The 13620-nt window shown below is 58.6% G+C and carries 13 protein-coding genes; 2 read left to right on the forward strand and 11 right to left on the reverse strand.

The window, feature by feature from the left end; translation table 11 throughout:
• Nucleotides 1-53 precede the first annotated feature (53 nt).
• Nucleotides 54-308, forward strand: a complete 255-nt coding sequence (locus tag MCG44_RS09270; protein ID WP_240287859.1) for a hypothetical protein — start codon at nucleotides 54-56, stop codon at nucleotides 306-308.
• Here MCG44_RS09270 and MCG44_RS09275 read toward each other — a convergent pair.
• From MCG44_RS09275 to MCG44_RS09320, 10 genes are all read right to left on the reverse strand, one after another.
• On the reverse strand, nucleotides 305-925 hold the full coding sequence (locus MCG44_RS09275; protein ID WP_147571212.1) for a regulatory protein RecX: 621 nt from the start codon (nucleotides 923-925) through the stop codon (nucleotides 305-307). The genes MCG44_RS09270 and MCG44_RS09275 overlap by 4 nt on opposite strands.
• The gene (recA, locus tag MCG44_RS09280; RefSeq protein WP_186852472.1) at nucleotides 926-2035 is read right to left on the reverse strand and encodes a recombinase RecA; all 1110 of its coding nucleotides are present in this window, start codon (nucleotides 2033-2035) and stop codon (nucleotides 926-928) included.
• 119 nt (nucleotides 2036-2154) lie between these two features.
• Nucleotides 2155-3018: a peptide chain release factor N(5)-glutamine methyltransferase gene (gene prmC, locus MCG44_RS09285; protein WP_147571214.1), complete on the reverse strand. Its 864-nt coding sequence runs from the start codon at nucleotides 3016-3018 to the stop codon at nucleotides 2155-2157.
• 102 nt (nucleotides 3019-3120) lie between these two features.
• Nucleotides 3121-4107 carry a DUF1385 domain-containing protein gene (locus MCG44_RS09290; protein ID WP_240287860.1) on the reverse strand — a complete coding sequence of 329 codons (987 nt, stop codon included), beginning with the start codon at nucleotides 4105-4107 and terminating at the stop codon, nucleotides 3121-3123.
• A 173-nt stretch (nucleotides 4108-4280) separates the two neighbouring features.
• Complete coding sequence (locus MCG44_RS09295) at nucleotides 4281-5708, reverse strand: sensor histidine kinase (protein ID WP_147571215.1); 1428 nt, start codon at nucleotides 5706-5708, stop codon at nucleotides 4281-4283.
• 251 nt (nucleotides 5709-5959) lie between these two features.
• On the reverse strand, nucleotides 5960-6649 hold the full coding sequence (locus MCG44_RS09300) for a response regulator transcription factor (RefSeq protein WP_147571216.1): 690 nt from the start codon (nucleotides 6647-6649) through the stop codon (nucleotides 5960-5962).
• A 22-nt stretch (nucleotides 6650-6671) separates the two neighbouring features.
• A complete protein-coding gene (locus MCG44_RS09305; protein ID WP_240287862.1) occupies nucleotides 6672-8147 on the reverse strand; it encodes a VCBS repeat-containing protein in 1476 nt (491 codons plus the stop codon).
• A gap of 230 nt (nucleotides 8148-8377) precedes the next feature.
• Entirely contained in the window at nucleotides 8378-10459 is a 2082-nt protein-coding gene (locus tag MCG44_RS09310) for a sensor histidine kinase (protein ID WP_147571218.1), read from the reverse strand.
• Entirely contained in the window at nucleotides 10460-11155 is a 696-nt protein-coding gene (locus MCG44_RS09315; protein ID WP_147571219.1) for a response regulator transcription factor, read from the reverse strand. It lies immediately after the preceding gene.
• 147 nt (nucleotides 11156-11302) lie between these two features.
• Complete coding sequence (locus tag MCG44_RS09320; RefSeq protein WP_240287865.1) at nucleotides 11303-12253, reverse strand: 3'-5' exonuclease; 951 nt, start codon at nucleotides 12251-12253, stop codon at nucleotides 11303-11305.
• A gap of 155 nt (nucleotides 12254-12408) precedes the next feature.
• On the opposite strand from MCG44_RS09320, the gene MCG44_RS09325 reads away from it, so the two are divergent.
• Nucleotides 12409-12657, forward strand: coding sequence for a hypothetical protein (locus tag MCG44_RS09325; protein WP_240287866.1), 249 nt, complete (start codon nucleotides 12409-12411; stop codon nucleotides 12655-12657).
• Here MCG44_RS09325 and MCG44_RS09330 read toward each other — a convergent pair.
• Nucleotides 12647-13498: a patatin family protein gene (locus MCG44_RS09330; RefSeq protein ID WP_186852468.1), complete on the reverse strand. Its 852-nt coding sequence runs from the start codon at nucleotides 13496-13498 to the stop codon at nucleotides 12647-12649. The two genes, MCG44_RS09325 and MCG44_RS09330, sit on opposite strands and share 11 nt — an antisense overlap.
• Between the last annotated feature and the right edge of the window lie 122 nt (nucleotides 13499-13620).

Here is a 13620-nt window from a genome sequence, read left to right on the forward strand (position 1 = left end):
ATAAATCTTCTATACTAAATCGTAGATTAAATCTACTCTCCGGAGGTGCTAAAATGTACGATTATATCTCCGCACTCTGCCTGGGCGAAAGCCTGCGGGATCCCCCGGTCAACCCCCTTGAGAACATACCGTCCAGCCTGAAGAAGCAGTTGGAGCGCATCGCTCCGGCTATGGGCGAGCAGTTCAACCAAGAGTTCCTGCGGCAGCTTCGGCTGGTCCTCACCCGCACAGAGCTAAAGAGCTACCGGGACGGCTTTCAGACCGGGGCCCAGCTGATGCTCTCCATGCTGGAGGACTGCGGCAGCTAGTCCAGCTCCACCTCCGCCCCGCAGCGCCCCAGGGCCTCGTTGATCTCGCTCCAGTGGTAGCCCCGGCGGGCCAGGGCGTCAGACAGCTTCTTCAGCTCCTGACGGTCAGGCGTCCTGCCCCCCAGCTTTTTGGTCAGGAAGGCGTCGATGGCCGTGGAGGAGTCCTGCGCCTGGTCGAGGGCATCCTCCCACAGCTCCCTTGGGACGCCCCGGCAATACAGCTCGTCCCGCAACTTCCGCTCCCCGTATCCCTTAGCGGAGTAGTAGCGGACTACTTGGGCAGCGTAAGCCGCATCGTCCAGGTAGCCCAGCTCCGCCATCCGTTCACAAATGGCGGCGGCCTCCTCCTGGGTGGCCTCCCACTGGGACAGCTTTCGCTCCAGTTCCTTTCGGGACTGGGGCTTTCTTGCCAGCAGGGACAGTGCCTTCTCCTTCAGGCCGCTCCGGTGGAGAGAGGCCATCAGTCCCTCGGCCTCCTCTTCGGTCAGCTCCTTCCCGGCGCAGAGGGCAAAATCAATGATTTCGTTCTCCCCCAGACGCAGGATGGAGCCGTCCTCCAACACAGCCAGCCACCGGCCCTGGACCCGCTTGGAGGGCTTCAACTCCTGGATGACCACTTAGTCCTCTCCATCCTCGAAATCGTCCGCAGCCACGTCCACCGCCCGCCCGGCGGCCCTGGCGGCAATCTGGGCCTGCTTGCTCATCAGCTTGAAGGCGTTGGCCCGTACCTGGGCCTCAATGTCCTCGGCCAGCTCCGGGTGGTCCTGGAGATACTGCTTCACCGCGTCCCGGCCTTGCCCCAGGCGCAGCTCACCCATGGCGAACCAGGAGCCGGACTTCTGGACGATATCCAGCTTGACCGCCAGGTCCACCAGCTCGCCCCACTTGGAGATGCCCTCGCCGTAGAGGATGTCAAACTCCGCCTCCCGGAAGGGGGGCGCGACTTTATTCTTCACGATCTTGGCTCTGGTGCGGTTGCCGATGATCTCAGAACCGTTCTTCAGAGCCTCCACCCGCCGCACGTCGATACGCACTGAGGAGTAGAATTTCAGCGCCCGACCGCCGGTAGTCACCTCGGGGTTGCCGTACATGACCCCCACCTTTTCTCGGAGCTGATTGATAAAAATAACGATACAGTTGGTTTTGGAAATGGAGCCGGCCAGCTTGCGCAGGGCCTGGCTCATCAGTCGGGCCAGTAAGCCCACATGGCTGTCCCCCATGTCCCCCTCGATCTCCGCCCGGGGCGTCAGAGCGGCCACGGAGTCCACCACCACCACGTCGATGGCTCCGGAGCGGACCAGAGCCTCGCAAATCTCCAATCCCTGCTCGCCGGTGTCCGGCTGGGAGATGAGCATGGAGTCGATGTCCACCCCCAAGGCCCTGGCATAGCCGGGATCCAAGGCGTGCTCCGCGTCGATAAAGGCCACCTCTCCCCCCCGTTTCTGAGCCTCGGCCACAATGTGGAGGGCCAGAGTGGTCTTACCGGAGGACTCCGGCCCGTAGATCTCGATGATGCGGCCCTTTGGAACGCCGCCAATGCCTAGGGCGATATCCAGGGACAGGGATCCAGTAGGGATGGAGTCCACCACCACATCGGCATTCTCTCCCAGGCGCATGATAGAGCCCTTGCCATAAGCCCGCTCGATCTGGGCCATAGCGGTCTCTAATGCCTTTTTCTTGTCAGACGCGGGAGTTGCCGACTCCACCACGGGTTTTTTAGCAGCCATGTACATCTTTCCTTTCTCGCCGGCGGCTCTCAGCCGCCGGCCTCTGTCTGTCCCATATATTACCCTTTTATCTATCCGATAAACGGTACTTTTTGTGGGGGGCGGCCCCCTGTTCTACCTCAGCTGTTGATGGTCCCCTCCACCACCCGCCAGATCCCCTGGGTATCGGCTGTGGTCTTAATGTCCTCAAAGCCGTTTCGGGCCAGAATCTCCTCCACCTCGGGCGCCTGGCCGATCCCCACCTCGAAGAGCAGGGTGCCTCCCAGCCGGAGGGCGGATTTCCATTTGGCGGAAATGAAGCGGTAAAAGTCTAGCCCGTCTTCGCCGCCGTCCAGAGCCATATGGGGCTCGTAGTCCCGGACAGAGTGTTCCAGACCCAGAATGTCCGCGGTAGGTATGTAGGGGGGGTTACAGACGATGGCGTCAAAATCCCAGAGTGCGGAGCTGGGCGGCTCCATCGCGTTGACGGATAAGCAGGTGACTCTGGAGTTCAGGTCGTTGCGGCGGACATTCTGCTTGCACAGCCGCAGGGCTCCCTCGGACAGCTCCGCCAGCACCACCCGGCAGTTGGGCGCATTGGCGGCCACCGCCAGCCCCACACAGCCGCTCCCGGCGCATAGGTCCAGCACTCTGGCACCCTCGCCGGCCTCCCGTGCCTTCAAAATCCCCCGCTCGGCCAGCACCTCGGTGTCCATCCGGGGGATAAGGACATCCTGGGAGATATTGAGCGGCAGGCCATAGAACTCCCACTCGCCGATGATATAGGCCACCGGCTCCCCGGCCAGACGGCGCTGGACCAGCTCCTCTACCCGGCGCTCCAGCTCGGCGGACACATAGAGGGACATATCTCGGTACAGCTGCTCACGGCTCTTGTCTGAGGCGTAGCACAGGATTTCTCTGGCCTCCAGCTGGGCCCCCTCCACTCCGGCCTTTTTCAGCCGGGCCCTAGTATCCAGAAACAGATTGTTATAGGTGGTGGCCATACTATCACCTTCCCCGTTTATTTGTATACGGACATAGGCGCACAGGGCTCCCGTTAACGGCCGGAGACGGCCTATCAAAACGGAGCCCGCTTTCCTTTGGCGCTACCAGGCGTCCTCCCCCTGCTTCTCCGGCAGGACCAGCTCCAGGGCCCGGATGCCCACCTCGATCATGGAGTCATCCGGCTCGAAGGTAGTGAAGTTCTGAAGCCACAGGCCGGGGGCGGTAAGGAGCTTGGTCACAGGTCCGTCATGGCGGCCTGCCCAACGATTAAACTCATAGCTGATGCCCACGATAAGGGGCAGCATGGCCAGGTGGGCAAGAAAGCGTAAAAAGGCATTCTCCACCGGCCAGATGGCAAAAACTACTGTGGACACTAAAATGGAGACCGCGATGACCATAAACAGGAAGCTGGTACCGCAGCGCGGGTGGTGCCGCGGCTGTTTTCTCACGTTCTCCACCGTAAGGGGCAGCCCAGCCTCATAGCAGAAGATAGTCTTGTGCTCCGCCCCGTGGTAGGAGAATACCCGTTTCATCTCCTTCATCCGGGAGCACAGGGCCAGATAGCCCACAAAAATTACGATCTTCAACAGACTCTCCGCCACGTTCCGAACCAGCATAGACGGGGTAAAAAACCGGACCGCTGTGCCCAGCAGGGTGGGCAGCAGAAAAAACAGGGCAATGGACATCCCGATGCCCAAAATCACGGCCAAGGTAGTGAAGAACGCGGTGGCCTTCTCGCTGCCCAGCCTGTTGTTGAGCCAATTTTCAAATCTGGAGGGCTCTTCTTCCTCCCCGTCCTCAGGGTAGAAATCCGCCGAAAACATCAGGGCGGTCACTCCGTTGTACATGGAGTCGCAGAAGGTGACCACGCCGCGGATCAGGGGCAGCCCCAGGATGGGATATCGGTCCCGGATCAGCTTAATATCTTTCTCCTGTATCTCCAGCTCTCCGTCCGGCCGGCGGACCACCACAGACTGCTTTTTGGGGCCCCGCATCATGATGCCCTCAATCAGAGCCTGTCCACCGCACATGGTCTTAAAACCCTTTTGGCAAGCCCCTTGTCTTTCTTGTTCTGTCTGAATCGACATTTGATTCTCCTTATGTTGGCACTGATAGAATAGGTATATCCAACTATGTCCGGGGAGCTCCCGGCAGTTTCGCCCCCTGTTCTCCAGAGGTCTCACCGTCCCATTCTGAATATTCTCCCCGATATTGTACCAGAGTTGAACGAAAATAGCAAGGTAAAATAGAACTTATGTTCTCATTTGTCCAATGGGAGCCGGATGACCACCAGGCACCCTCCCCCTTCGGCATTTCCAATGAACAGCTGTCCCTCATGCCGAACCACAATCTCCTCACACACCGCCAGACCGATACCGGAACCCCGTGCTTTAGAGCTGCCTTTATAGAATTTATTTTTAATAAATGGCAGCTCTCCCTCCGGGATACCGGGTCCATAGTCCCGGATGCGGATGACGGCTTCCTCCCCCTCCCGGGCGATAGACACATCAATGCGCTTTCCAGAACCTCCATGCTTGGCGGCGTTGTCCAGCAGATTACAGAACACTTGCCGCAGCCGGTGGGGGTCACCGGAGATCGGCAGCATTTCCTCCGGGCAGTCCGTGTACTCCAGTGCGATCCCCTCTCTACGGAAGAACTCGGTATAGGTATACACCGCGTCCTCCAGCTCTGCCTTCAGATCCAGGGGCTCCACCGACAGGGTAAAGCGGCCGTCAGAAATACGGGAGAACTCCAGCAGCTCCTCCACCATATTGGTCAGCCGCCTGGCTTCGGACAGGATGATCTCCATTCCTTTCTTCATATCCTCCGGGTCCCGCAGCTCGCCGCTCTGCATGGTTTCAGCCCAGCCGGTGATGGCGGTCAGGGGGGTACGCAGCTCATGGGACACCGAGGAGATGAACTCACTCTGGGTCTTTTCCGACTGGCGTATCTTCAGGGACATATCGTTGATGGTGTCGGTCAGCTCCCCGATCTCGTCGTCAAATTTCTTCTCGATCTGGACTCCATAGCTTCCGTCCGCAATGAGTCTGGCCGTTTCCGTGATGCTGGCCAGAGGCTCCACAATGGAGCGCACAAAATAGAGGTTGGAGAAATAGACCATGGCAAAAATGGCCAGAGCGACCACCGTGATGAGGGACACTGTCAGGATGAACTGGCGGTCGATACCTGACATGGAGGTGACATAGCGGATCAGCCCCTCGGTATGGCCCTGATAGACCACTGGGCTGCAGGCGGCAGCGATGCGCTCCCCCGTACTCGGGTCCCGCCCAATCCACGGTGTCGTCTCCTGATCCTCCAGCGCCCCCTGGATATCCGGCGTATCCGGCGTAGTTCCGGCCGCCAAGTCATTTCCTGAATAAAGAACGGCCCCCGTCTCGTCCAGGAACTGGAGCTCCAGCAGCCCCTTTTCCTCGTATTCGCTGACTGTGCGCTGGGCCACGGTACTATACTCACTGCTGGTATAGTTGCGGAAGCTGTACGCCGTGGAACTGGCCCGGCTCATCAGATCGTCGGTAGTGCCTGTATAATAGTAACTCCGCAGGCTGGCAATGAAGGTGCCCAGGGCCAGAGCTAAAATCAACAGCACTACGCCGACGCTGTTCAGCAGCCAGCGCCGACGAATGCCTCTTATCTTACCCTTATCGTGAAGTTCCATCTTTTTTGCCACTGGAGCACCTCCTTTCCCGTTTTCTGTCCCCTTATGGAGCGGTGGCAACAGTTCTTTTTCAGCATCAGCTTCCTTACTAATAGCCGCAGCCCCAGACCGTATTGACAAACACCGGCTTTGGGGCGTTGCTTTCCCATAGAGCAGGTACCCAGAAGTAAATTCCGCCTTCGGAAATTCTCCAGCCCCCTGGGCCTAAGAATTTATGGCCGGACCCGTCGAGCGGGGAGGACAACGCCCAAACGCCGTCAGGCTTAACTGCCCCACTTATAGCCGTAGCCCCAGACCGTATTGACAAACACCGGTTTTTGGGCGTTATCCTCAATCTTGATCCGCAGGCGGCGGATGTTCACGTCCACAATCTTTAGCTCCCCAAAGTAGTCTTTTCCCCACACAGTATCCAGGATCTCTTCACGGGACAGGGCCTTTCCTGGGTTCTCCATAAACAGCTTGACGATGGAATACTCCACCTGGGTCAGCTTTACCTTCTGCCCATCCTTTTCCAGTGTCCGGTTCCTAGTGTTGAGCAGAAAGGGGGGATCGCTAATCTCATCAGGGCTGGCCGCCGTCTCATCCCCGCCTGTACGGCGAAATAGGGCGTCCACACGCGCGGTAAGCTCCGCCGGGGAGAAGGGCTTGGTCACATAGTCATCCGCTCCGGTCATAAGCCCGGTTACCTTGTCCATCTCCTGGGTCCGGGCAGTAAGCATGATAATGCCGATTTTGTTGTCCATGGCCCGGATACGGCGGCAGACCTCAAACCCGTCGATGTCAGGCAGCATGATATCCAGCAGGGCCACCTTAATCCCTGGATTGGCCTTCAGTGCGGCCAACGCCTCTTCGCCGGTTCCGGCCTCTATCGTCTGGTAGCCCGCCCGCTTCAAGTTGATGACCACGAAGCTGCGAATATTCTCCTCGTCCTCCAGGACCAAAATTTTTCTCATCTCTGTTTTCCTCCGTCGTCTGTCACTGGCTATACCAGTCTGCCTGGATCGTCCTGAAATACTCCAGCAGGCTGGTCTCGTCCAAGCCGCAGTCCCAGTCGCTGTCATAGAAGGCAGCGGAATAAATCACATTCTCCTCCTCCCGGAGAACAAACCGGCCCTCTCGTGTGGATCGGGCCGCCCGGTTCAGCCCGGTCAGCCGGTAAATGCTTAGGAAGGGCACAGGCTCCTTATCCTCGCCCTGCCAAAGAGAGAAGATAACCTCACGCTGGCCGATGACCTGGTCGTTGCGGGAAATGGTAATCTTGCCCTCCCACTCCTGTGGGATGACCAGATACCAAGAATCAGTCACATTGTGATAGGTGGTCATCACATGGTCCCGCTCCCCTGTTTCCTGATACTGATACCAGTCGATCAGCCAGAAATTGGTGGCGGCATTGTCTCCGTATACCGGCAGGCGGCTGGGAGAGGGCAGCTCTATCACATAGTCGCCGTTGATGTCAGTGGGGTCCACCTCAGTATAGCCCAGCATGACTTCCCGGCTTACCCCGGTCAGCGGATCCATTGTTAGATTGGTCAGCCGCCCATTCTGATAGGAGAGCACATCGATCACCCGCCGGCCGTCGGAAAGGGTGCTGGTCACATAGAGAGCCGGTGGATAGAACTCTCCTCCCAGGTAATTGGCTCGGATACGGGTCAGGGACACGATGCCGGCAGACAATGGCACGCTGCCCAAGCTGACCATGGCTCCATCTCTCCATCCGTAGACCTCCACATGGCTGCCCACGCCAGCGGAGTCAATACGGACCACTGCTACCTCGCTCCTGGTGTCCCGGTCAATATCCAGCAGACGGTAACCACTGGAGAAGGAGGAGCCCTCCGTAGCGGCACTGCACCGAGTCAGCAGCAGTTCAGTGGCCAGCAGCTCCGCCCGTTCGGCAGGAGCCGCGCCCCATACCGTGGGGCCGGCCTCCGCAGCCTCCGTTCCTCCGGACACTGGAAGCATCAGCTCGTCCAGAGTATAGACACCCAGCTGATATACGCCAGTGCTGATCTGCCAGTTGACCACCAGCTCCTTATATCCGCTGCCGTTCAGGTCCACATAGTCTATGGAATAGATGGCCGAGCCGTCCCCCTCTACCACAGCGGACACCCGGTATTCCTCTCCTATCTGGGTAAAGATAAATATTTTAATGGACTTCTCAATACTGGGGATACGCAGGAAGGTGATCGCGCTCTCCCGGGTCCCATCCCCGTCCAAATCCTGGAGCTGGATGGTGGCAGTATTGTCGCCTGCCAGGATGACTGCTGTTTCCGCACTGGCGTCAAACTCCATTTCCAGGGCGGTGCGCACCTCCTGAATGACTGCGTTCAGCTTCTCATAGCCGGCTGACTTCTCCGGCTGGCGGTAGAGGTCCTGGGGAGACTGGAACAGGCAGCCGGACAGCAGCAGCATCAGCGCCGCCGGAAAGAGTATCTTATACCATTTTCTCCTCATGCCCTCCACTCTCCTCTCATTTCAGCCTTCTGCCGCTTCCCATAAAAATCCTATTTATCATCATACCACAAACCCGGTAAAAAGGATATACTTTTTTATTGGTTTTCTAAGCTGGCAGCGGCGGATGTCCTTGGGAGCTCGCTCTCCGGTACGGCTTCCCTCTTATATGCAGCCGGTATGGATATAAAAGCAGACCGCCCGCGAGATGCGGGCGGTCTGTCAGTTTACCCTCAATTCGCCTGGGGCAAGGTGATACACGCTTTGAACAGGTCCCCATCCACCTTCAGCTGGAAAATGCCCCCCTGAAGCTCAGTCAGGCTTCGGGCGATGGATAGTCCCAAGCCGGAACCCTCGGTGGTGCGGGACTCATCCCCCCGGACAAACCGCTCCATCAGACGCTCCGGCGCCACGTTCAGCGCCTCTCGGGAGATATTCTTCACCGATAGGACCACCTGTCCGTGCCCCCGCTCCAGGTCCAGGTAGATTCGGGTACCCTCCATGGCATATTTGGCACAGTTGGACAGCAGATTATCGATGACCCGCCACAGATGACGTCCGTCAGCATAGACCCAGGTTTCCCCATCCTGAAGATTCCTTACCACGGTCAGATGGCGGGCGGCCAGCTTCTCCTCCCACTCCCCTAGGGCCTGGTCGATCAACTGGACCATACCGATCTTCTCCCGGCTGACGGACAGCACGCCGGTAGACGCCTTGGACGCCTCCACCAGATCCTCCGTCAGCTTCTTCAGCCGCTGGGATTTGCGGTCCAGCACCTCAATGTATTCCTGGGCCTTGGGGTCGGTCTGCTCCGTAGTTTTTAACAGGTTGACATAATTTATAATGGAGGTGAGCGGCGTCTTCAAGTCGTGGGACACGTTGGTAATCAGCTCCGCCTTAAATCGCTCGCTTTTCATCTTCTCATCCACAGCACTGGACAGGCCCACCGAGATGTTATTCAGGTCCTCGGCCTGGAGACGCAGGTCATGGAACATCCTGTTGGTGTCGATCTGATGCTCCAAGTCCCCTGCGGCGATAGCCCGGCTCCCTTTTCGCAGGCGGTGGAACCCGATGGCCCACCAGGCCAGAAAGAGGAACACCACACCGTTGAGGCCAAACCACAGCAGCCCCGCCAGGCCGTTGTAGCGGGCCGAGGTAAACAGCATGACATTGGCAAAGAAATAGATCAAAAAGCCCAGGAGCACCTTCCAGATGAAGGGCAGGTTGACAATCAGCTCGTGGACAGTGCGCACTGTCCACCCGACCACCCTGCACAGCAGGGTGGTCCGCGCCAACGCCCCGGCCTTAACTCGGACCACCAGGGTACGCAGTGCCAGACAGATGACCCCGACCAGCGCCGCTGTGAGCAGGGAGAGGGCCAAATATATGACCCAGAGCACCCACTGCTCCTCCTGGGAATAGAAATGGACTTGCACGATGAATTGGTACAGGTAGTCCCCAAAATAGAGGCCTCCGGCGGCCAGGGCGGTCCCCACAGTCAACAGGAAAAACCAATGGAACTCCAGGAATATCTTATCCTGCCAGGAGAGTATGATCTCCTCTTTTCCCTCCTTATGTCCCGCCGACCACAGCAGAAATAGCAGGCACAGCAGACTGGCCGCCATCAGGGACAGAGCGGCGGTACACCGGGGGCGGAAGCTCTCTAGGGCCTGGTCAAAGCTGGTGGATAGCTGGTAAAATTCGTCTGCCCGGCTCTCATCCACGTTCAGTGGGAGCCCGCACTCAATGACCATCTGTTCCACGGCGCTCTTGCCCTCAAGCTCCGCCTCACCCGGCACCTGCTCGCTCCCCTGTCCCGACACGCCGATTGAGAATACATAATCATTTTCACTGTTATAGAGGTCGTATTCTTCCTGTGTAAAATGCTCGCCCACCACAAAGGTGGAGTACCACACGGAGGACACCGTCGCAGAGAGAGTCTCCCCCTCCTTCAGATTGGTGGCCAGGACCTGGCCGCCGTCGGCGGTCTTGACCTGAAACCGAAACCAGGTGCTTTCAGCGTCCATCCGCTCCTCCAGCTCCTCCAAGCTCTCCTGGATAGACTGGACAGCCAGATAAGACAGGCTCTCCCCATTTCGTTCCAGCTGGATGGCATCCGCCACCCCGCCGGCCAGCTGGCCCTCTCGGTCTCGCAGCAAAACATAGTAGATACCTGTCTGCTGCCAGTTCTCGGCACCCACGCAGGACAGAGCGGTCAGTGCCCTGTATCCGAACCAGCTACTAGAAAAAGCAAGGGCCAGCATCAGAAAGGCAGCCGTCAGTTTAGCCCATGGGCTCTTCCGTACCGCTTCCATTCAGGCCCCTCCCTTCTCCATCTTGTAGCCCAGCCCCCACACCACCTTCAGCCAGCGGGGGTCCGCCGGGTCGATCTCGATCTTCTCCCTCAGATGGCGGATATGGACGGCTACCGTGTTCTCCGATCCGTAGGCCGGATCGTTCCATACCTGCTCATAGATTTGGGCGGAGGAGAATACCTGGCCGGGGTGGGAAATCAGCAGCTTCAAAATATTGTATTCAATGGGCGTCAGCGCCACGGGCTCTCCATCCACTGTGACCCGTTTGGCACTGTCATCCATGGACACCGGGCCAACGGTGATAAGGCCAGTGCTCTTTTCTGAACCTCCCAGGCTGGTATAGCGCCGCAGCTGACTCTTGACCCGGGCTATGACCTCCAGGGGGTTAAAGGGCTTTGTGATATAGTCGTCCGCCCCGATGTTTAACCCCAGTATCTTATCTGTGTCCTCGCTCTTGGCCGTCAGCAGAATAATGGGCACATTGTTCTCCTCCCGCAGCTTGGCTGTGGCTCGAATCCCGTCCAGCTCCGGCATCATGATGTCCATCAGGATCAGATGAATCTCCCTCTGCTCCACAGCCTTGAGCGCCTCTCTCCCATTATAGGCCTTGACCGTCTGATAGCCCTCACTGGTCAAATAGATATCCAGCGCCGACACAATGTCCCTGTCATCATCGCAGATCAGGATAGTATACATGGTCCCTCTCCTCCCGCTTTCCATGCTTGTTGCTCTAAGGATAACATACAGAGTTTAAGTTGCAAGTGGGAAAATATTAAGAAGTGCTTAAATTGAGCAGAACAGGGGGCGGACCAGCAAAGCCAGTCCACCCCCTGCTGTTCTTTTTTAAGACGCCTTCTCCCTCGCTTCGTCCCCGGATCGTCTTCTTCCGCCGCGCCTCCGCCGCCGGCCGCCCAGCGCCTTGCAGGAATGGAGTTGACCCTTCATGGCCTCGGAGTATGCCTGGATGGTGGCATCCGTCAGAGGTGGGAGGGACAGCCTGCCCCGGAACAGCCCGTCCTCCCCAGGGCTCATCACAAACCGAACCAAGAACCTGCCGTGTTCGCGGCAGGGGAAGGTACCGAAATAGACTCCCTCCCGTCTGGAGCGCCACTGGATGACCCAACCTTTCTCTCCGCACAGCGGGCAGCTCATCAGACGGCTGGTCCGGCTATTCAGTCCGCTCCTGGCCGTTTGAAATGGCCCGATCTCGCGGCTGCTCCCCCCCGGTTCAGAGGTCCAGGTAAATTTTTTTACCCAAGCGGGCGACGACAGCTCGTCGATAGCCGCCGGGGAGATCCACTGGCTGACCACCGCCGTATAGACGCAGTCGTTCAGCGCGTTGTGAAATTCAAAGGGCGCTGGAACGCCGCAGTATTCCACCGCCCGGTACAGAGCAACGCTCTGGCCTGTGCCCACAGTGATGGAGAACGCGCGCTGGAGGTCCCACACCTTTTTTGACAGGTCGGCCTCCATCTTCCAGTACCGGCAGTTCTGGGCCAGCACCTCCATATCGCCGCTGCCCCAGGCGCCAAATTCCCGCTCTTCGCCGCACCAATCCAGGAAGGCTCCCATGGCCTCTGGAAAGGTGGTCTCCGAATCCAGGGACCGCCGCAGCTCCGGCAGATACCTGGCCATCTGTTTCATCTTCTTGTGGACGCGGGGCCGGATAAAGGCGCAAAAGGTATCTGTAATGGGGCCACCCAGCCGGTCTACCCGCACCGCGCCGATCTGGAGGACCTCGTCTAAAACGGTCTTGTCATATCCCTGGTTCCACTCCAGGTCCAAAATGATCATCCTGTCACCTGCCTGTATCTTCTGTATACGACCATACCACATCCTCCTGGAAACGTCAATGGATATCCATGGTTCACCCGTCCCGCGCCTTCGACAAGGCGGCGCGAAAAACCACCCCGGCGGCCAGCGCATAGAATGACCGGGGGGTGGTTGTATTGGGTCAACTTTTCCGCGGCGGCAGCCAGGAGCTGCTGGCCATAGCCGTCATACTGGCCCTACTCCTGGCCCAGGACCAGGACAGCGGCCAGTTAGGCCGTATGTCCGCTTTTTTTACCGTGTTGGGAGATATCCTGGCCCTTTTCGCCCTCCAGCCCGACCTTGTAGGGCGGTATCAGGGGCTCTGCTCCCTGCCGGCCGAGGAGCCGGACTGCCCAGCGGACGGGAGGCAGCGCCTCATCGGCTGAAAAAGTCCTGGATCTCCTCCAGCCGGTCCACAGCGTCCTGATAGCCGGCCGCCCACAGCAGCCGCAGCTTCTCCGTGTTCCGCTCTGTCCGTGAGACGCCCAGGGTGGAACGGGGCGCGATGACCAGAAGCCGGCCCTCCCGCTCCGCGCGGAAGAGCTCCTCCCGGTCCTGGTTATAGACCTGGGCCCGCTGTTCCATAGCCGCCACAAAATTGGGATATTCCCGGTACTTCTTCCGCACCAGGGGCAGCAGCTTATCTGGCCTGCGCCGGTATTCCCTGGGCCTGGTCAGCACCACCAGAACACGGTCACAGCCCTGCTCCAGCGCCCTCCGCCATGGGATGGCGTCTCCAACACCGCCGTCCAGATAGGGCTGACCGTTGATATGATAGATGGGAAACATCAGAGGCATGGCGCAGGTAGCCTGGAGCACCAGGGACTCCCGGTCCTGCCGGGGGATCTCCAGATAGTCCGCCCCGCCGGTGTTCAGATTAGTGACCACCGCCTCCGCCTTTCCGGGATAGGCCTGAAAGGCGTCGTAGTCAAAGGGGACCAGCTCGTTTGGGATAGTCTGATAGGAAAACTCCAGACCGAAATAACTCTGATTCTTCTTATCCGCCAGATTACGCATCCCCATGTAGCGCCGGTCGGGGGCAAAGCGAGTGACCACCTCCAGATTTCTGCGGGGCTGCCGGGACAGATAGCTGACGCCGTAGGCCGCCCCTGCCGACACCCCGATGAAATAGTCTGTCATGATACCGCCCTCCAGCAGGCCGTCGCACACCCCGCTGGAAAAAATGGCACGGAGGGCCCCGCCCTCCAGGACCAGTCCTGTTTTCATAGGTTTTCCTTTCTTGACATACTAAGAGATAAGAGCATTATACCCCCTATCTCCCGACCTTTGCAATCGAATTGACAAAAAACTCTGCCGGGGGTATGATTTTTAATATCAGGCAACTGGGA

Source organism: Lawsonibacter sp. OA9 (genome assembly GCF_022440585.1).

Bases quoted from the DNA above. Each gene is read 5' to 3' on its own strand.
- MCG44_RS09270 (WP_240287859.1), top strand. From the start codon at position 54: ATGTACGATTATATCTCCGCACTCTGCCTGGGCGAAAGCCTGCGGGAT.
- recA (WP_186852472.1), bottom strand. From the start codon at position 2,035: ATGGCTGCTAAAAAACCCGTGGTGGAGTCGGCAACTCCCGCGTCTGAC.
- prmC (WP_147571214.1), bottom strand. From the start codon at position 3,018: ATGGCCACCACCTATAACAATCTGTTTCTGGATACTAGGGCCCGGCTG.
- MCG44_RS09290 (WP_240287860.1), bottom strand. From the start codon at position 4,107: ATGTCGATTCAGACAGAACAAGAAAGACAAGGGGCTTGCCAAAAGGGT.
- MCG44_RS09300 (WP_147571216.1), bottom strand. From the start codon at position 6,649: ATGAGAAAAATTTTGGTCCTGGAGGACGAGGAGAATATTCGCAGCTTC.
- MCG44_RS09305 (WP_240287862.1), bottom strand. From the start codon at position 8,147: ATGAGGAGAAAATGGTATAAGATACTCTTTCCGGCGGCGCTGATGCTG.
- MCG44_RS09310 (WP_147571218.1), bottom strand. From the start codon at position 10,459: ATGGAAGCGGTACGGAAGAGCCCATGGGCTAAACTGACGGCTGCCTTT.
- MCG44_RS09315 (WP_147571219.1), bottom strand. From the start codon at position 11,155: ATGTATACTATCCTGATCTGCGATGATGACAGGGACATTGTGTCGGCG.
- MCG44_RS09320 (WP_240287865.1), bottom strand. From the start codon at position 12,253: ATGATCATTTTGGACCTGGAGTGGAACCAGGGATATGACAAGACCGTT.
- MCG44_RS09330 (WP_186852468.1), bottom strand. From the start codon at position 13,498: ATGAAAACAGGACTGGTCCTGGAGGGCGGGGCCCTCCGTGCCATTTTT.